An 18,923-nucleotide genomic window follows, 5' to 3' on the forward strand; every position below is an offset into this window, starting at 1 on the left:
ACTGCGGGCGGACGCTTTCCGCGGGCGGGGCCGAGCCGCTTCCCTCGCGTTGCTCAGTCCAGGGTCTCGACTGTCCCGCTTTTCCCGCTGGAGTCGCCACCCTCCGTTCCAATCAACTGGATACTCAAATGAACAATATATTATACTAAAACTATAAAATCAACTATACTTTCGAGGTGATGAACCATGATGACGAAAAATCAAATCAATAAACGTATACTAACGCTAATCAATTACTAGCGTCAGACTATTTAGTGCGTAAACTGAATGCGCCAATTGATTACAAGTGATATTAAACATTAAGTTTGGCTCTTTGTGTAAAATTTGCTAGCACAAATTCAACTATCTATCTATCCATACATATTTATAGCGCCTTGCAAAAGAAAAAAGCTATCTCCAATCTATTTAAAAATGTCCTTATAAAAGGATGCATTTTAAACAGGAGATAGCTTTTCTTCCTATTAATATACTATTGAGCTATTTCTTTTGTAAGAAGATAAGCGTTCACGCTTTCAGCTACATTTCTACCTTCGTTAATAGCCCATACAATTAAACTTTGACCACGTCTTGCGTCACCTGCTGCAAAAACACCTTCTACATTTGTTGAATATGTTTTTCCATTGGCTTTAATTTTATTATTTGTGACTTGGACTCCAAATTGTTCTGCAACTCCATGCTCTGTACCTTCAAAACCAATTGCGACAAAGACATAATCTGCTGGCCAAACTTTTTCAGTACCTGGTAGTTCATTAAAGTATACATAGCCTTCATCGCTAATGATTTTTTCCATTTGAATTGTGTGCAATTCTTTCACTTTCCCATAGCTATCTGCAACGATTTTCTTCGTTTGAATGCAATATTCACGCGGATCACGACCATATTTTGCATCAGCTTCTGCATAAGCATAATCCAATTTATAAACGTGTGGATTTGATGGCCAAGGGTTATCTGAATCACGATTTTCAGGTAACTGTGGATGCTTACCAAATTGGAAGACAGTTTTACAGTTTTGACGAATAGCCGTTGCTACGCAGTCAGCACCTGTATCACCGCCACCAATAACAATGACATTCTTGCCTTTCATATCTAAGAATTGACCATCTTCAAAATTAGAATCAAGTAAACTTTTAGTTGTAGACGTTAAATAATCCATTGCAAGAACAACACCTTCTGATTCACTTCCTTCCATATGAAGGTGGCGTTGTTTTGTTGCTCCTGTGCAAAGAATGACTGCATCAAATTGAGACTTCAATTCATCCGCTGTTACGTCTTTACCGATTTCTGTATTTAAGATAAAGTGAATACCTTCATCTGATAGTAATTGTACACGTCTTGCTACAACTTCTTTTTCTAATTTCATATTCGGAATTCCATAAGTGAGTAGACCACCAGCGCGATCTGACCTTTCGTATACTGTTACGGAATGTCCTTGCCGATTAAGTTGGTCTGCTGCTGCTAAACCTGCAGGACCAGAACCAACCACAGCTACTTTTTTTCCTGTTCGATGTGCGGGAATACGAGGTGTAACCCAGCCATTTTCAAATCCTTTATCAATAATTGCACGCTCAATACTTTTAATTGCAACTGCAGGATCTGAAATAGCTAATGTACAGGAGCCTTCACAAGGTGCAGGGCAAACTCTTCCAGTAAACTCCGGGAAGTTATTTGTTAAAAGAAGACGATCAAGAGCTTCTTTCCATTTACCATGGTAGACTAAATCATTCCATTCAGGAATTACATTGTGAATAGGGCAGCCAGCAGCAGAGCCTCGAATCTCCATTCCCATATGGCAAAACGGTGTACCACAATCCATACAACGAGCACCTTGGATTTGAAGAGCTTCATCTGTCAAACGTGAAGCATATTCTTTCCAATTTTTTATACGCTCTAGTGGTGGCTGTTCTTTCCCTTTTTCTCGACTGTATTCCATAAATCCAGTAGGTTTCCCCATCTAGAACCCCTCCTTTTACTTATTGGAAAGCACTAAATCCTTTTTAGGTGAATTTGCTAAAAATGCTTTCATCGTTGCTTGGTCTTCTGATAATCCTTGTGCTTCATACTCGCTAATACGGTCTAACATTTTTTTATAATCTGTAGGAACTACTTTAATAAAGCGACCTACATATTGTGACCAGCTATTTAAAATTTGTTTCGCTTTTGTACTTTCTGTGTAGTGAACATGTTGTTCTAGGAGTTGGTGAAGAATTGCCTCATCCTCTTTAGAATGAACACCTTCGAAACCAATCATTTCTGTGTTACATTTTGCTTTAAATTCTTGAAGATTTTCTGGTAATACATAAGCAATACCACCGGACATACCAGCTCCAAAGTTTTTACCTACATCACCTAAGATAACAACACGACCACCTGTCATATATTCACAGCCATGATCTCCGATACCTTCAACTACTACATTTGCACCACTATTACGAACTGCAAAACGTTCTCCGGCACGACCATTAATATAAGCTTCACCACTTGTTGCACCATATAAGCATACATTCCCAGCAATAACATTTGTTTCTGCTTTTCCACGTAATGGTGAGCTAACAACGACTTTACCGCCCGATAAACCTTTTCCAAAGTAATCATTTGCATCTCCGTCAACATGCATTAACATTCCCCTTGGGATAAATGCTCCAAAACTTTGACCAGCAGAACCTGTAAAGTTCAATGTAATGGTATCGTCTGCAAGTCCTCTCGCACCATAACGTTTTGAAATTTCACTACCAACAATTGTTCCGACAACTCGGTCCGTATTTTTTATTGGATAATGCAATGAAATTGATTTTTCTTCGATAATCGATTCTTCGACTTTACCTAAGATTTCACGTAAATCTAGAGATTCGTCAATTTTATGATTTTGTTGCACTTGTTTTGTTCTTGGTCCTTCCACTTGATGTAGGATTGCTGCTAAATCTAATTGACCTGCCTTCCAATGATTTTTTGCACGATCACTTATTTCTAAGACATCTGTACGTCCAACCATTTCTTCAAAAGTTCTAAAACCAAGCATTGCCATATATTCTCTTACTTCTTCCGCTACAAACATCATAAAGTTCACGACATGGTCTGCTGTACCCATGAATTTTTTACGTAGTTCAGGGTTTTGTGTAGCAATACCTACTGGGCATGTATCTAAATGACAAGCACGCATCATAACACATCCAAGTACGATTAACGGAGCAGTTGCAAAGCCAAATTCTTCTGCTCCAAATAGCGCTGCCATGACAACATCTTTCCCTGTCATTAATTTGCCATCTGTTTCAAGTGTTACACGGTCGCGAAGTCCATTTAACATTAGCGTTTGGTGCGCTTCTGATAATCCTAATTCCCATGGTAGGCCTGTATGCTTAATACTTGTTTTTGGTGATGCTCCTGTACCACCATCATAACCACTAATAACAATCACATCTGCTGCACCCTTTGCTACACCTGCAGCAATTGTACCTACACCCGATTTTGCTACAAGTTTTACACTGATTCGAGCATCGCGATTTGCATTTTTTAAATCATGAATCAATTCAGCCATGTCTTCAATTGAGTAAATATCATGATGTGGTGGTGGTGAAATTAGACCAACACCCGTTGTTGAACCACGAACATCTGCTACCCAAGGATAAACCTTATTCCCTGGAAGTTGGCCACCTTCACCCGGTTTTGCTCCTTGTGCCATTTTAATTTGTAACTCATCTGCATTGACTAAATAGTGGCTATTCACACCAAATCGACCAGAAGCAATTTGCTTAATTGAGCTTCTACGATTATCGCCATTTTCATCTAGTACATAGCGATTTGGATGTTCTCCACCTTCACCGCTATTACTTTTACCACCAATTCGATTCATTGCAATTGCTAGTGTTTCATGAGCTTCTTGACTAATCGAACCGTAAGACATAGCCCCTGTTTTAAATCGCTTTACGATTGTTTCAGCTGGTTCTACTTCTTCTATAGGAATTTTATATTCAGACTTTTTAAAGGTTAATAGATTTCTTAAGAAACCGATTTGTTCTTCGTTAGCCATCTCAGAGAACTGATGGAATAACCCAAGTTCACCTTTACGAGTAGCTTGTTGCAATGTATGGATTGTTTTTGGATTGAATGCATGATGTTCTCCTGAGCTTCTCCATTGGAAATCACTACCTGCTGGTAATACACGATCAATCGATTTAACCGCTTCCCTATGTTTCTTCAAAGCTTCTGTAGCAATCGTTGGTAAATCAATACCCCCTAGTTTTGATACAGTTCCTGTAAAATATTTTTCAATCACTTCTTTACTAATACCGACTGCTTCAAAGATTTGAGCACCACGGTAACTTTGTACTGTTGAAATCCCCATTTTGGACATTACTTTTACAACGCCTTCTGAAGTTGCTTTTACATAACGTTTAACAGCTTCTTCATAGCTATAATTGATATGGCCGTCCTCAATGGCTTTTGCCAATGTAGCATACGCTAAATAAGGATAAATGGCATCAACGCCATAACCGATTAACGCTGCAAAGTGATGTACTTCTCTTGTTTCACCAGTTTCAACAATGATACTTACTTTTGTACGTTGACCTGTTTTCACAAGATATTGGTGTACACTACTTGCTGCAAGTAAAACAGGAATTGTTGGTGTATCTGCACTTAACAATCTGTCAGACAAAACAAGTAATTGAACTCCTTTTTCAATGGCTTGATCTGCTTCATTTGCTATTCGGACTAAGTCACTTTCCAAATCTTCTGACATTGAAATGTCGATGACAGTCATATTAAATTGATCCTGTGTTTTTAATTCTTGGAATTGACTATTCGTCAACACAGGTGTTTCTAAAAAGATTCGATGACTATTTTCTGCGCTTGGATAAAGTAAATCGCCTTCTGCACCAAGGAGAGTCATCGTCGAAGTCACAATATGCTCACGAATCGAGTCAATTGGTGGATTCGTCACTTGCGCAAACAATTGTTTAAAGTAATTAAATAGTGATTGTGGTTTATCAGATAAGACTGCTAACGGTGCGTCATTCCCCATTGAACCAAGCGGATCTTTTCCTCCAGCCACCATAGGAACTATATATTTCTGTACATCTTCATGTGTATAACCAAACACTTTTTGTTTAAATAGTAAGTCATCTATTGTTTCAGGTTTTTCTTTTGTAGGCTCAACCACAACTAGGTTTTCTTCTAACCATAGTGTATAAGGTTTTTCCTGTGCCATTTCAGATTTTAATTCGTCATCTGAAATAATCCGTCCTTGTTCTAAATCAACAAGCAACATTTTCCCCGGACTTAATCGTTCTTTGTAAACAATATTCTCTTCCTCTATATCAACTACACCAACTTCTGAAGAGAAGATAATGTAATCATCCTTTGTGACATAATAGCGTGCAGGTCGTAAACCATTACGATCTAATATCGCACCAATTTGTTTGCCATCTGTGAAGCAAATAGCTGTTGGTCCATCCCAAGGTTCCATTAAACAGCTTTGGTATTGATAAAACGCCTTTTTCTCATCCGAAATATGTGGATTCTCTGTCCACGGTTCCGGAATCATCATCATTGCTGTTTGTGCAGGCGTACGACCCGCTAATACGAAAAATTCAAACGCATTATCTAGCATTGATGAATCGCTACCGTTTTGGTCTATAATTGGCAACACTTTATCAAGGTCTTCCCCAAAGGCCTGAGAGATAAATTGTTGTTCACGTGCTTTCATCCAGTTAATATTTCCTCGTAATGTATTAATCTCACCATTGTGAATAATATAACGATTCGGATGTGCGCGTTCCCAAGAAGGGAATGTATTTGTACTGTAACGTGAGTGTACCATCGAAAAAGCAGAAGCGAATCGCTCATCTTGTAAATCTAGATAAAACTCAACCACTTCTTCTGGTGCCAATAACCCCTTAAACACCATTGTTCGACTTGACATGCTTGCACAGTAAAAGTCTTTGTCATTATTTTTTGCCCATAATTCTGTTTGTTTACGAATCAGATACAGTTTTCTTTCAAAAGCAAGAGAATCATTAGCATTCACAGCCTTGATAAACACTTGACGAACAACTGGTGCAGTTTCCTTCGCAATGTCGCTTAAAGGCTCAGGATTAGTCGGTACGGTACGCCATCCAAGTAATTCTTGACCTTCTGCTGCGATAAAATCGTTTAGTTTATTTTCAATTTCCTGTTGTACTTGATCATCCCTGTCGAAAAATAACATTCCTACTCCATATTGCCCTACAGCAGGTAATGTCCAATTTATGCAAACATCACGGAAAAAAGCATCTGGAATTTGGACCATTAACCCAGATCCATCTCCAGTTTTACCATCACTTCCGCGACCAGCTCTATGATCTAATCTACATAACATTTCCAAGCCTTTCATCACGATGTCATGTGTTGCTTTACCTTGCAATTGTGCGTAAAGACCGATACCGCATGCATCGTGTTCTAATTGTGGAGAGTATAAACCTTGCGCTGTTGGAATTTGGTGAAATGTCATATGATTCCCTCCTTTATAAATAAAAAAATGACTTAAATATATTTTAGATTTTCAAATTGATATTAACAATATATAATTTGGATAGTATTAATCTATAAATTAGATAAGTGGGAGATGACATGACGTGGAATTACGACAACTACGGTACTTTGTTGCTGTTGCGGAAAGAGAGCATATATCTGATGCTGCGGAAAATTTACATGTAGCACAATCAGCAATAAGCCGCCAAATTGCTAATTTAGAGGAAGAATTAGGAATTGAATTATTTGAAAGAGTCGGAAGGAACGTAAAACTGACACCGATTGGTAAAAATTTCCTCGAATATACAATTGCTGCTTTACAAGCAATTGATTTTGCAAAAAAACAAGTTAATGAATATTTGGATCCTGAAAAAGGAACAATTAAAATCGGGTTTCCAACAAGCCTTGCAAGTTTTCTTTTACCGACTGTCATTTCAGCATTTAAAAAAGAACACCCTAACGTTTCTTTTCATTTACGACAAGGTTCCTATCGTTATCTCATTAATGCCGTCAAGGAACGTGAATTGAACTTAGCATTCTTAGGCCCTGTTCCTACAAAAAATGATTACATTAATACGAAAGTTCTTTTTACAGAAAATATCGCGGCACTTGTGCCAGCTACTCACCCATTTGCAGACAGAGATGAAATCCAGTTAACTGAGTTGCGTAACGAAGGCTTCGTATTGTTCCCAGAAGGTTTCATTTTAAACAAAGTTGCGGTAGAAGCTTGTAAATCTGTTGGCTTCACACCAAAGATTAGCTCAGAAGGAGAAGATATGGATGCTCTAAAAGGGTTAGTAGCAGCGGGTATAGGGGTTAGTCTTTTACCAGAAAGTGCATTTTATGATGCCACACCTCGTCGTACATCAAAGTTAACATTAGTCGAACCGCCGTTAACACGTAACGTGGGTATTATTTATCCGATTAATCGCGAACTATCCCCTTCTGAACAAATTTTCTTGGACTTTGTTAGTACTTTCTTTTCTAGATTATCTCAATTTAAATAAAGCGGGTTTTGGGCATTCACCTCTACTTTATACACAGAAAAAGACGTTAGAGCAAACATCCACTCTAACGTCTTTTGTTTATAATTTTCAATTATTTTGAGACTGGAACGACTGAACCTTTCCATTCTTTGTTGATGAAATCTTGAATTTCTTTTGAGTGAAGAACATCAATTAATTTTTTCACAGCTTTGTTATCTTTGTTTTCTTTTTTAACTGCAACGACATTTACATAAGGAGAATTGCTATCTTCAAGAGCAATTGCATCTTTTGTTGGTGTTAGGCCTGCATCAATCGCGAAGTTAGAGTTGATTACAACTGCATCACCTTCTTTGTGTTCATACATTTGTACTAACATTTCAGGTGCAGTTTTTGCATCGATTTTTAAGTGTTTAGGGTTTTTGTCAATATCTTTGATTTCAGCTGCAGCTTTATCAACACCAGATTTTAATGTGATTAAGCCTTTTGCTTCTAACAATGTAAGGATACGACCTTGGTCAGATACAGAGTTACTAATTAGGATTGTTGCTCCATCTGGAAGTTTATCTAGAGATTTATATTTTTTAGAGTAGATACCGATTGGTTCGATATGGATTCCACCTGCACTAACGAAGTCATAGCCATTGTCTTTAATTTGTTGTTCTAGGTATGGTTTATGTTGGAAAAAGTTTGCATCTAAACGGTCCGATTCAAGGTCTTTGTTTGGTAATATATAATCTTGGTATTTTTCGACTTCTAAATCGACGCCTTCTTTTTCTAGAATTGGTTTTGCTTTTTCTAAGATTTCTGCGTGCGGTACATTAGAAGCACCTACTACTAATTTTGTTTCTTTTGAATCACCATTTGAAGATGATTTATCACCAGTTCCGCAAGCTGCTAAGCTTAATGCTAGTGATGCTGTTAGAATTCCTGCTACAAGTTTCTTCATGTCTTTTGCCCCTTTTCTATTCTTTATGTGAACGTTAATACGTAAACACCTAATTATCTTTTATCGGTTTTCGCTGTGATGAAATCTCCGATAATTTGAATGATAAATACAATAACTAACACTAATACTGTTGCGACAAATGTTACATCGTTACGACTTCGTTGGAAGCCATCCATGAACGCTAAGTTCCCTAAACCGCCTGCACCAATTACACCCGCCATAGCCGTGTAACCGACTAATGCAACAGCTGTTACGGTAATACCTGAGATTAAAGCTGGCAATGACTCTGGAATGAGTACCTTCCAAATGATTGTCCAAGTTTTAGCACCCATAGAGCGTGCTGCTTCAATAACACCTTTATCAATTTCGCGTAAAGCAATAAGAACCATTCGAGCATAGAATGGAGCAGCACCGATAATTAATGCTGGCAATGCTGCGTTTGCCCCACGAATAGAACCTAACACAAATTCTGTAAATGGAATTAAAAGAATAACTAAAATGATAAATGGAATTGATCGGAAAATATTCACAACGGAACCTGTTAATAAGTTGACAAGTTTATTGGCCCAAAGTTGTGTTGGACTTGTAAGGAATAACAAGATTCCTAGTAACAATCCAATGATAAATGTAAGAGCTGTTGAAACAGTTGTCATATAAATTGTTTCTCTGGTTGCTTCCCACATTAGTTCCCAATCTACATTAGGAAAGAGATCATTAAGCATTCTTGATCACCTCCGTTTTAATACCTTGCTCATCTAAAAATTGAACAGCCTTTGCAACATTTCCATCGCTTCCTTTAATTCGAACAATCAATGTACCGTATGGACCGCTTTTTGTAGGGGAGATATTCCCGTGAACGATATTAATATCTACACCAAACTGTCTAATGAGATGCGAAATAACAGGTTGTTCTGTTTTTGAACCGACAAAGAATAATTTAATTAGTTGATCATTTGGATAATTGTCAATCATCTGAGAAATTGACTCCTTATGCCCCGCTGTTTCTGTTACTTGAGAAACGAATTTCTTTGTAACATCTGCTCGTGGAGATTGAAAAACTTCTAAAACATTACCTTGTTCTACTATTTCCCCAGATTCCATCACTGCAACGCGATGACAAATTTTGCGAATTACATGCATTTCATGGGTAATTAAAACGATTGTTAGTCCAAGTTTTTCATTGATACTAACAAGTAAATCTAAAATGGCATCCGTTGTTTCGGGATCAAGCGCTGAAGTCGCTTCATCACAAAGTAACACTTCTGGGTTATTTGCTAATGCACGAGCAATCCCTACTCGTTGTTTTTGACCGCCTGAAAGTTGTGAAGGATACGCTTTTTCTCGTCCTTTCAAACCAACTAACTCTATTAATTCAAGCACTCGCTTTTCTCTTTCTGCTTTACCAATACCTGCAATTTCTAGTGGAAAAGCGATATTCTCCTCAACCGTTCTCGACCATAATAAGTTGAAGTGTTGGAATATCATACTGATCTTATGACGAGCATTTCTTAAGCTTTTTCCTTTAATCGCCGAAATATTCTGTCCATTAACCGTAACTGTACCTGATGAAGGTTTCTCTAAACCATTTAGTAAACGGATCATTGTACTTTTACCTGCACCACTGTAACCGATAATGCCAAAAATCTCGCCATCATTTATTGATAAATTAACATCATTAACTGCAGTTAGAGATCCATTAGCGGTTTTGTATTTTTTTACCACGTTTTCTAGTTGAATCATTGTCAAAACCACCTTCTATATTAAATTCTATGTCAACTTTGGGAATGAGATCATGAGATAGTACAAATCTGCTATAACACGAAGTGGAATCAGCTTCGCTTTCCCGGAGGAGTCTTCTCTGATTCCACTTCAACAAAATTTGCATAAAAAATTTTTATTATTATAATTCATGCATTTTGCTAAATTGTGTGAACACCACAACTACTTGTATCGAGCTTATTTTCACATCACTAGCAACCATAACTGCCTGCTACGAACAAAAGACCCTTCTGCAAGATTCGCAGAAGGGTCTAACGTACAATATACGAAAACCGTTCTCTCATCTTCCAAAGTTAAACTTTGCGTGAATTGGCACCGTGTCACACACTGTGACGGTTGCCGGGCTTCATAGGGCACTTCCCTCCACCTCTCTAAATAAGAGCGACTTAAATATTTATTTAATTTATGTTTGATACTTTACCACTCTATGTGAGTATCGTCAATCCTTTTTATGAAATTTTTCGAATAAATAAGAAACGGATTGAAATGCATAAATCTTATCTCGAACTTTTCCGTTTTCAGCAATCAGTAAACATGGGACGCTTTCAATTTTGTAATCATATGCTATTTGTTCAACATAATTTAAGTTAGCTTTTCCCATTGGAATATCCGGTAATGTCTGGTCCATTACTGCCATCATTTTGGAGGCAACCATACATGTACCACACATTGGGGTGTATAAATAGAATGCGCATAATTGCTCACTTTCCTTCATATTCTCCCATTGTTCTATTGTCCATTCTTGCATAAAATGTCATTCCTATTCTATAAGATACACTGGATGAATCTTGAAATCTGCAGCTAATAATATCCTAGCCAAATATTTTCTAGGTGTGGCCTCTACTTGCTTATACAAAGAAAGAGTGCGTAAATGACACGCTTCTGGATATTCTTTTTTCATTAAAGCACGTAAACAGTCACCCGAATAATCTTCGTCAAAAAATGCATATAAATCATATTCTTCGTAGGGGTAAATCAGCTCTTCTAATTTACTCGCACTAATTGTCCCATTCGTACAAAGGATTGGAATTTTTTCTGCTAATAAGGGCTGAATTTGTAATTTATCTTGCCTGCCTTCAACAATGAGCACTTTGTCAGACATGCCGATTCCTCCTTACAGTTTATCCCGAATTAACGGGCAGTAATACCCCCACTGATGGAAGTTTCACTTTATCCAAATCAAGGCATATATACATAAAAACGCCAACACAAAAGTGTGGCGCTTTTACTAGTATCATTATTCTTCGATTAGTTCTGCGTATTTTTCAGCTGTAAGTAATTTTTCAATTTGAGAAGCATCAGTAGGTTCAATAACGACCATCCAAGCTTTTTCATATGGAGATTCGTTTACGAATTCTGGGTTGTCTTCTAATTCTTCGTTGATTTCAACAACTTTACCTGAAACTGGTGCATAAAGTTCTGAAACTGTTTTTACAGATTCAACACTACCAAATGGTTGATCTGCTTCTAATTCGTCACCAACTTGAGGAAGTTCAACAAATACAATATCACCAAGTTCAGATTGTGCAAATTCAGTAATACCGATACGGACTTTACCGTCTTCTGTTTTAACCCATTCGTGTTCTTCTGAGTAACGTAATTCTGCTGGTATGCTCATCAAATAACCCTCCAAATATGTATTAATATACATTTCAATTTTGACATATTCTTAATATAAAAACAAGTCATTCAATTCTCTTATTTCCACGTATTTTCAAATTCATTTTCTTTAAATCCCAATGTTACTTTTTGGCCATCTGTGACAATCGGTCTTTTTATTAGCATGCCATCTGAAGCAAGTAAATCTAACTGTTCATCATCAGACATTTCATTTAGGCGATCTTTTAATTGTAGTTCACGATACTTCATTCCTGATGTATTAAAGAATTTTTTTAATGGTAGACCACTCATTTTCCAGTAACTTGTTAGTTCTTCTTTTGTAGGTGTTTCTTCTACAATATGCTGCGGTGTGAATTCAACGTCATTTTCTTTTAGCCAAGCTTGTGCTTTTCTACAAGTTGTACATTTCGGATAATGAATCATTTTGATCGTCATATAAAAGCTCCTTTTAAACTGGATTTCGTTCTCACTTTAATTGTAGAGAGTCTTCCATTTACACGCAAGAAATCCGATCATATTTTATAATGACCGGATTTCTCTTTTTTATACAATTTTTTTTGCACTAGACAGTATATTTTTCTGAAGCAATAAGCTTTACAGATGCTTGACGTTTTTTCGCAATCAAGTTGTATGGAGTGAAGCGTGTAAGTTTGCGTAATGCAGATAACAACATACGTGCATCGTCACCTTCTACCGAACCAATAATTGTTTCTTTCGCTTCTTTTTCAATTTCCGCAAATGCTTCTTGAACGAAGATTTCTGTATAAAGAACTTTTTGTGCCGATTTATCGAAACCATCACGAGCAATTGCTTTTTCTGTACGTAGAACTACTGACTCCATCGCGAATAATTGATTTGCAATATTAGCAATGTTGACTAAGATTTCTTGTTCTACTTCTAATTTTGGGCCAAATCGTTGTACAGCCGTTCCAGCTGCAAGTAACGCAATTTTCTTTGCCATTTTCACTAAATATTTTTCTTGTGCTAATGGCTCATCACTAATTTCTTCTGGCATCATCGATAACAATTCCGATTGTAAGCTTTGTGCTTGTTGTAGAAGTGGTAGCTCGCCTTTCATCGCTTTTTTCACGAAAGTACCTGGAACTATTAGACGGTTGATTTCATTTGTTCCTTCGAAAATACGGTTAATACGAGAATCACGATAAATACGTTCTACTTCGTATTCTTGCATATATCCATAACCACCGTGTAATTGTACTGCTTCGTCTGCGATATAATCTAATGTTTCAGAACCAAATACTTTGTTAATAGAGCATTCAATTGCGTACTCAGCGATTGATGCCGCAATTGCTTTGCCATCATTTTTGTCTTCTTCACTTAATTGACTCATGCGATCTTCAAAGTAACCAACTGTACGATAAATTAGTGATTCTGAAGCATATAATTTAGAAGCCATTGTCGCTAGTTTTTCTTTTGTTAAATTGAATGATGAAATTGGTGTATTAAATTGTTGACGTTGGTTTGAATAAGAAATAGCCAATTCAAGTGCACGTTTTGAAGCGCCGATTGAACCTACACCTAATTTGTAACGACCGATATTGAGAATATTGAAGGCAATGACATGGCCACGTCCTACTTCGCCCAATAAGTTTTCTGCAGGCACTGCTACATCTTCTAAAATTAGAGTACGTGTTGAAGATGATTTAATCCCCATTTTCTTCTCTTCTGCACCAGTTGATACACCTGGATATTCACGTTCAACGATAAATGCTGAGAATTTATCGCCATCGATTTTGGCATAGACTACAAAGACATCCGCAAACCCTGAGTTAGTAATCCATTGTTTTTCACCATTTAAAATATAGTGAGTACCCTCTGCATTCAGTTTTGCAGTTGTTTTAGCACCTAAAGCGTCAGATCCTGAACCTGGTTCTGTAAGAGCATAAGCTGCAATCAGTTCACCAGAAGCTAATTTTGGTAGGTATTTTTGTTTTTGATCTTCATTACCGAATAATACGATTGGTAATGAACCAATTCCTACATGTGCACCATGAGTGATCGAGAAGCCACCTGCTACAGACATTTTTTCAGCAATTAGAGCTGAAGAAATTTTGTCTAGACCAAGCCCTTCATATTCTTCTGGTACATCAGCTGCTAATAATCCAAGCTCACCTGCTTTTTTCAATAGACGAACGGAATTTTCAAATTCATGATTTTCTAATTTATCAACAACTGGTAAGACTTCGTTTTGTACATAATCTTCAGTCGTTTTCGCAATCATTTTATGTTCATCAGTGAAATCTTCTGGAGTAAATACGCGCCCAGGATTAATATCCTCTGTTAAAAAGCTACCACCTTTAATTAGATTCAATGTATTTTCTGTCATATTATTTTCTCCCCTTTGTTTGAATGATTATGAAAGAATTTCAAATACCCCTGCTGCACCCATGCCGCCACCGATACACATCGTGACAACTCCATACTTTTTACCTTGTCGTTTTAACTCATGAATCAGTTTTAATGTTAAGATTGTACCTGTTGCTCCTAATGGATGTCCTACAGCAATTGCTCCACCGTTGACATTTACTTTTTCTAAGTCAATGCCTAGTTCACGTACAACTTGGATTGATTGAGAAGCAAAGGCCTCATTAAGTTCCCATAAATCAATATCTTCAATAGATAGTCCGGCAATTTTCAACGCTTTTGGTACTGCAACAGTTGGTCCTATTCCCATAATTTCTGGGGGTACTCCACCTACTGCAAAGCCTAAGAATTTTGCCATTGGCTTCAACCCTTGTTTTTCCGCTTCTTCACGGTCCATAACAAGAACTGCACCTGCACCATCTGAAGTTTGCGAAGAATTCCCAGCTGTAACACTGCCAGTTACAGAAAAAGCTGGACGTAATTTAGCAAGTGTTTCTGTTGATGTACCTACTCTAACCCCTTCATCCATAGCAAAAGTAAATTTCTTCGTTTGTGGTTTATTGTTTTCATCAACATAGTGTCTTTCAATTTCCACAGGAACAATTTCATCGACAAATTTACCTTCTGCAATCGCTTTTGCAGCAAGCTCATGGGATCTTACAGCGAAAGCATCTTGCTCTTCACGACTGATTTCATATTTCTTTGCTACTTCTTCAGCTGTATGCCCCATACTCATGTAATATCGCGGCGCTTCTTCAGCAAGCTTTACATTTGGACGAATCACATTTCCCATCATTGGTACCATACTCATAGATTCGATACCACCTGCAATAATAGCTGTTGAATGGCCAAGCATTATTCGCTCTGCAGCGTAAGCAATTGATTGTAAACCAGATGAACAAAACCGGTTCACTGTAACAGCAGGAGTAGTATCTGGTAAACCAGCCAATGCACCAACAATACGCGCAACATTCATTCCCTGTTCAGCTTCTGGCATTGCACAGCCTAAGATTAAATCATCTATTGGACCTTCATAACCTGATCTTCTTAATGTTTCTTTTACGACTAAAGCACCCAAATCATCGGGTCTAACCGTCGCTAATGATCCTTTTTTCGCTTTTCCAATTGGTGTTCTTGCACCTGCTACGATTACGGCTTCACGCATATGATTTCCCCCTTTGTCGCTACATAATGATTAGTTACGTAACGGTTTTCCTTTCATAAGCATATGTTGCATTCTTGCCTGTGATTTTGGATGTCCAACAAGGCTAATGAATGCTTCTCTTTCAAGATTAAGAAGGTATTGTTCATCCACTAATGTGCCGTACGGAACATTCCCCCCGGCAATGACATAAGCCAATTTCTTCGCAATCAACAAATCATGTTCGCTAATAAAGCCAGATTGTAATAAGTTTTGCGCAGCTAGTAATAACATTGCATAGCCCGTTTCGCCTACAACTGGAACTTTTTCACGTACAGGAGGTTTGTATCCTGCTTCTGCCAATGCCAATACCGCCTGTTTTGCATCATATAGCTGATGATCTGGGTTAACACTAATTCCATCTGCAAAATCTAAGAAATTATTTTCTCTTGCTTCTTCACCAGATGTTGAAACTTTTGCCATTGCAATAGATTCAAATACTTTGTTTGCGACAGCTTGTAAATCAATTTCTACACCTTTTGGAAGACCTTTTAAATGTTTTATATAAAGTTCTTTGTTTCCTCCGCCGCCAGGTATTAACCCTACACCAGCTTCTACTAGGCCCATATAGGTTTCCATTGTTGCTTGAATATGTGCAGATGGTAAGCAAACCTCCGCACCACCTCCAAGTGTCATTGCAAATGGTGCTGTTACGATTGGTTTATCCGAATACTTGATACGAAGCGTTCCTTGTTGGAATGTCTTCACGATATAATCTAATTCAAATAAATTATCATCCTGCGCTTCCATTAAAATCATTGCTAGATTCGCACCAACTGAAAAGTTCTTAGCTTGGTTACCGATAACCATTCCTTTATAATCAGAATTACTCAATAAATCTAAAGCATGGTTTAAAATTTGCATAATATCTAAACCAAGTGCATTTGATTTTGAATGGAATTCTAATAACAGTACTTGATCACCAAAGTCTATTAAACTAGCACTAGCATTACTTTTTAAAACACCATGCTTTTTCTTATAACGTTTTAGGTCAATTGCTTTTTCATTGAATGCCACACGTCTATAATCAGTACCATCAAAATAAGCTAAATCCCCATCTATTTCTGAATAAAAGCTTGTAAAGCCTTTATCTAGTAAAGCTGTGACAAATGAAGGGATATCTAATCCTTCCGCTTGCATTTTTTCTACAGATTCTTTCACACCGATTGCATCCCAAATTTCGAATGGACCTTGAGCCCAACCGAATCCCCATTTCATCGCATGATCGATTGCGACAATGTCATCTGCGATTTCTCCAAGTAATTGTGCAGAATACAAAAGAGTTGGTGCGAATATACTCCATAGTAATTCGCCAGTACGGTCTTTTGCATAAGTTAATGTTTTCACTTTAGCAGCTAGACCTTTTTGTTGTTTTGCTATTTCAATAGATGGTGTTTTTAATTTTTTCACTGGTTCGTATTCAAAAGTATCCAAATTCAATTCGAATATTTCTTTTCCTTTTTTAACGAAGAATCCTTGGCCTGACTTCGCACCTAACCAGCCATTATCAACCATCTTTTGCAAGTAATCTGGCGTTTCAAATACCTCTTGCTCATCACCAGTCGTATTGTCATATACGTTTTTAGCTACGTGGACAAATGTATCTAATCCGACTACATCAAGTGTACGAAGTGTAGCTGATTTAGGTCTACCGATTAGAGGACCCGTTACAGAATCTACTTCACCAACTGAATAGCCTTTTTCTTTCATCACTTGTAATGTGATCAGTAATCCGTAAGTACCGATTCGGTTACCTACAAAATTTGGTGTATCTTTTGCCAGCACTACCCCTTTACCTAAACGGTTTTCACCGAACTGTTGCATGAATGCAACCACTTCAGGTAGTGTATCTTGTGCTGGGATTACTTCTAATAACTTCAAATAACGTGGTGGGTTAAAGAAATGCGTTCCTAAGAAATGATTTTTAAAATCTTCTGAACGACCTTCTGCCATTGCGTTAATACTAATTCCTGAAGTGTTTGAACTTACAATTGCTCCAGGCTTGCGAACTGCATCAATTTTTTCATATAAGTTTTTCTTAATATCTAAATTTTCAACGACTACTTCAATAATCCAATCAACGTCTGTTAACTTGTTTAAATCATCTTCTAAGTTCCCTACAGTTATTAAATTTAAGCTTTTTTTCGTCGTTAACGGAGCAGGTTTTTGTTTCAATAGTTTTTGCACTGCACCAGCTGCAAAGCGATTTCTCACACTAGAATCTTCTAGTGTTAATCCCTTTGCTTCCTCTTCTTTTGAAAGCTCCTTAGGAACGATATCTAAAAGTAAAGTTGGTATTCCGATATTTGCTAAATGTGCGGCAATGCCAGAACCCATAACCCCTGAACCAAGCACAGCTGCTTTTCTAATATGATAAGCCATGAGCAAATCCTCCCTTTCCCCTTTTGAATGAATGCTCATTCATTTTATAGTTAAAAAAAATAAAACTTCCTTATCTGGAATTAATTTTAGACTATTTGGTGAAATTCTGCAACGAAAAAATCTAATTTTTATAAGAAAATGTATAAAATAACTATATTAATAGAGAAATATGCTGGAACACACCATATCCACATTATTTTGCAAACAATTTACTAGCATCTAAACCAATAGAACGTGTAGACTATGTGGATAGGAGGGATTTATAAATGAAACCAATATTATCAGAAGAACATTTCAACGAAGTTATTTCATCTTCACAACCAGTAATTGTAAAATTCTTTGCTGGATGGTGCCCTGACTGTACACGCATGAATATGTTCATTGATCCAATTATCGAAGAATATAATCAATTCACTTGGTACGAAATCAATCGCGATGATTTCCCTGAGCTATCAGACAAATATCAAGTTATGGGGATTCCAAGTCTGTTAGTTTTCAAAGATGGAGAAAAACTTGCTCACTTACACAGTGCAAATGCAAAATCTCCTCAAGATGTAACAACTTTCTTGGATGCTCAAAAGTAATTTTTTAAAGGCATGCTAAAATTTTTTGGTAGGTCTCAGACTGTAAACAAACTCGAAGAAATTTGAGTTTATTTACGGTCTTTTTTTAAAAAATTATTTATGAGTCAGTTTCAAAAGTGCTTTACTAGTTGAAAAATACTAATACTTTCTAAATAAATAATTCAATAATTTGGATAATACTCTATTTACATTATTTGCTTAGTATACCGCTCCAGATGGCGCTTTCCGCGGGCGAGCGTTGAGCCTCCTCGGAAGCCCGTACCGCGCTTCACTGCGGGGTCTCACCTGTCTCGCTTTCCCGCAGGAGTCGCCATCTTCGCTCCAATCAACTACATGAGTAATCAAATAATTTATTGATTTTATTGAAAATAATTTACAATAAAAATAATCCTGAAAGAGATTAAGTTGAAATGATTACTTTAGATCAACTAGTCCCTCAAGAATCTTGTGAATAATTTACCCAGTTACTCCAAAACTAGATATACCACTTCCTATAAAAAATAACATTGTATTAACAAATATTTAGTTGAATCAAT

General features: G+C 37.1%; 14 protein-coding genes and 1 riboswitch. Of the genes, 2 read left to right on the plus strand and 12 right to left on the minus strand.

Annotated elements, in window-relative coordinates; all coding sequences use genetic code 11:
- Nucleotides 1–469 precede the first annotated feature (469 nt).
- Nucleotides 470–1,951: a glutamate synthase subunit beta gene (locus Q8X41_RS08410; RefSeq protein WP_397539780.1), complete on the minus strand. Its 1,482-nt coding sequence runs from the start codon at nucleotides 1,949–1,951 to the stop codon at nucleotides 470–472.
- A gap of 15 nt (nucleotides 1,952–1,966) precedes the next feature.
- A complete protein-coding gene (gene gltB, locus Q8X41_RS08415; protein ID WP_397539781.1) occupies nucleotides 1,967–6,484 on the minus strand; it encodes a glutamate synthase large subunit in 4,518 nt (1,505 codons plus the stop codon).
- 124 nt (nucleotides 6,485–6,608) lie between these two features.
- Here gltB and Q8X41_RS08420 point away from each other — a divergent pair, with 124 nt between their 5' ends.
- A complete protein-coding gene (locus Q8X41_RS08420; RefSeq protein WP_397539782.1) occupies nucleotides 6,609–7,511 on the plus strand; it encodes a LysR family transcriptional regulator in 903 nt (300 codons plus the stop codon).
- 91 nt (nucleotides 7,512–7,602) lie between these two features.
- Here the strand turns inward: Q8X41_RS08420 and Q8X41_RS08425 are convergent, their stop codons facing one another.
- The 10 genes from Q8X41_RS08425 to Q8X41_RS08470 form a co-directional block, all read right to left on the minus strand.
- On the minus strand, nucleotides 7,603–8,436 hold the full coding sequence (locus Q8X41_RS08425; RefSeq protein WP_397539783.1) for a MetQ/NlpA family ABC transporter substrate-binding protein: 834 nt from the start codon (nucleotides 8,434–8,436) through the stop codon (nucleotides 7,603–7,605).
- 53 nt (nucleotides 8,437–8,489) lie between these two features.
- Nucleotides 8,490–9,158, minus strand: coding sequence for a methionine ABC transporter permease (locus Q8X41_RS08430; RefSeq protein ID WP_397539784.1), 669 nt, complete (start codon nucleotides 9,156–9,158; stop codon nucleotides 8,490–8,492).
- Nucleotides 9,151–10,176 carry a methionine ABC transporter ATP-binding protein gene (locus Q8X41_RS08435; RefSeq protein WP_397539785.1) on the minus strand — a complete coding sequence of 342 codons (1,026 nt, stop codon included), beginning with the start codon at nucleotides 10,174–10,176 and terminating at the stop codon, nucleotides 9,151–9,153. Before Q8X41_RS08435 ends, Q8X41_RS08430 begins: the two co-directional genes overlap by 8 nt.
- A gap of 316 nt (nucleotides 10,177–10,492) precedes the next feature.
- Nucleotides 10,493–10,597, minus strand: a riboswitch (SAM riboswitch).
- 57 nt (nucleotides 10,598–10,654) lie between these two features.
- Nucleotides 10,655–10,963, minus strand: a complete 309-nt coding sequence (locus tag Q8X41_RS08440) for a thioredoxin family protein (protein WP_397539786.1) — start codon at nucleotides 10,961–10,963, stop codon at nucleotides 10,655–10,657.
- Between the two features lie 12 nt (nucleotides 10,964–10,975).
- Nucleotides 10,976–11,317: a hypothetical protein gene (locus Q8X41_RS08445; RefSeq protein ID WP_397539787.1), complete on the minus strand. Its 342-nt coding sequence runs from the start codon at nucleotides 11,315–11,317 to the stop codon at nucleotides 10,976–10,978.
- A 135-nt stretch (nucleotides 11,318–11,452) separates the two neighbouring features.
- Nucleotides 11,453–11,833, minus strand: coding sequence for a glycine cleavage system protein GcvH (gcvH, locus tag Q8X41_RS08450; RefSeq protein WP_397539788.1), 381 nt, complete (start codon nucleotides 11,831–11,833; stop codon nucleotides 11,453–11,455).
- 80 nt (nucleotides 11,834–11,913) lie between these two features.
- Nucleotides 11,914–12,270 (minus strand): arsenate reductase family protein, encoded by a 357-nt coding sequence (locus Q8X41_RS08455; RefSeq protein WP_397539789.1) that lies wholly within the window; start codon nucleotides 12,268–12,270, stop codon nucleotides 11,914–11,916.
- 127 nt (nucleotides 12,271–12,397) lie between these two features.
- Entirely contained in the window at nucleotides 12,398–14,182 is a 1,785-nt protein-coding gene (locus Q8X41_RS08460) for an acyl-CoA dehydrogenase family protein (RefSeq protein WP_397539790.1), read from the minus strand.
- Nucleotides 14,183–14,209: 27 nt separating this feature from the next.
- The gene (locus Q8X41_RS08465) at nucleotides 14,210–15,385 is read right to left on the minus strand and encodes an acetyl-CoA C-acetyltransferase (protein ID WP_397539791.1); all 1,176 of its coding nucleotides are present in this window, start codon (nucleotides 15,383–15,385) and stop codon (nucleotides 14,210–14,212) included.
- Between the two features lie 30 nt (nucleotides 15,386–15,415).
- The gene (locus Q8X41_RS08470) at nucleotides 15,416–17,803 is read right to left on the minus strand and encodes a 3-hydroxyacyl-CoA dehydrogenase/enoyl-CoA hydratase family protein (RefSeq protein WP_397539792.1); all 2,388 of its coding nucleotides are present in this window, start codon (nucleotides 17,801–17,803) and stop codon (nucleotides 15,416–15,418) included.
- Between the two features lie 266 nt (nucleotides 17,804–18,069).
- Here Q8X41_RS08470 and Q8X41_RS08475 point away from each other — a divergent pair, with 266 nt between their 5' ends.
- On the plus strand, nucleotides 18,070–18,387 hold the full coding sequence (locus Q8X41_RS08475) for a thioredoxin family protein (protein WP_397539793.1): 318 nt from the start codon (nucleotides 18,070–18,072) through the stop codon (nucleotides 18,385–18,387).
- Nucleotides 18,388–18,923: the final 536 nt, after the last annotated feature.

Source organism: Rummeliibacillus pycnus (genome assembly GCF_044359855.1).
Taxonomy (GTDB): domain Bacteria; phylum Bacillota; class Bacilli; order Bacillales_A; family Planococcaceae; genus Rummeliibacillus; species Rummeliibacillus pycnus_A.

What these genes read in the sequence shown, in the direction of transcription:
- Q8X41_RS08435 (WP_397539785.1), bottom strand. Translation starts at nt 10,176, where the DNA reads ATGATTCAACTAGAAAACGTGGTAAAAAAATACAAAACCGCTAATGGA.
- gcvH (WP_397539788.1), bottom strand. Translation starts at nt 11,833, where the DNA reads ATGAGCATACCAGCAGAATTACGTTACTCAGAAGAACACGAATGGGTT.
- Q8X41_RS08425 (WP_397539783.1), bottom strand. Translation starts at nt 8,436, where the DNA reads ATGAAGAAACTTGTAGCAGGAATTCTAACAGCATCACTAGCATTAAGC.
- Q8X41_RS08475 (WP_397539793.1), top strand. Translation starts at nt 18,070, where the DNA reads ATGAAACCAATATTATCAGAAGAACATTTCAACGAAGTTATTTCATCT.
- Q8X41_RS08445 (WP_397539787.1), bottom strand. Translation starts at nt 11,317, where the DNA reads ATGTCTGACAAAGTGCTCATTGTTGAAGGCAGGCAAGATAAATTACAA.
- Q8X41_RS08440 (WP_397539786.1), bottom strand. Translation starts at nt 10,963, where the DNA reads ATGCAAGAATGGACAATAGAACAATGGGAGAATATGAAGGAAAGTGAG.
- Q8X41_RS08410 (WP_397539780.1), bottom strand. Translation starts at nt 1,951, where the DNA reads ATGGGGAAACCTACTGGATTTATGGAATACAGTCGAGAAAAAGGGAAA.
- Q8X41_RS08465 (WP_397539791.1), bottom strand. Translation starts at nt 15,385, where the DNA reads ATGCGTGAAGCCGTAATCGTAGCAGGTGCAAGAACACCAATTGGAAAA.
- Q8X41_RS08470 (WP_397539792.1), bottom strand. Translation starts at nt 17,803, where the DNA reads ATGGCTTATCATATTAGAAAAGCAGCTGTGCTTGGTTCAGGGGTTATG.
- Q8X41_RS08460 (WP_397539790.1), bottom strand. Translation starts at nt 14,182, where the DNA reads ATGACAGAAAATACATTGAATCTAATTAAAGGTGGTAGCTTTTTAACA.
- Q8X41_RS08430 (WP_397539784.1), bottom strand. Translation starts at nt 9,158, where the DNA reads ATGCTTAATGATCTCTTTCCTAATGTAGATTGGGAACTAATGTGGGAA.
- gltB (WP_397539781.1), bottom strand. Translation starts at nt 6,484, where the DNA reads ATGACATTTCACCAAATTCCAACAGCGCAAGGTTTATACTCTCCACAA.
- Q8X41_RS08455 (WP_397539789.1), bottom strand. Translation starts at nt 12,270, where the DNA reads ATGACGATCAAAATGATTCATTATCCGAAATGTACAACTTGTAGAAAA.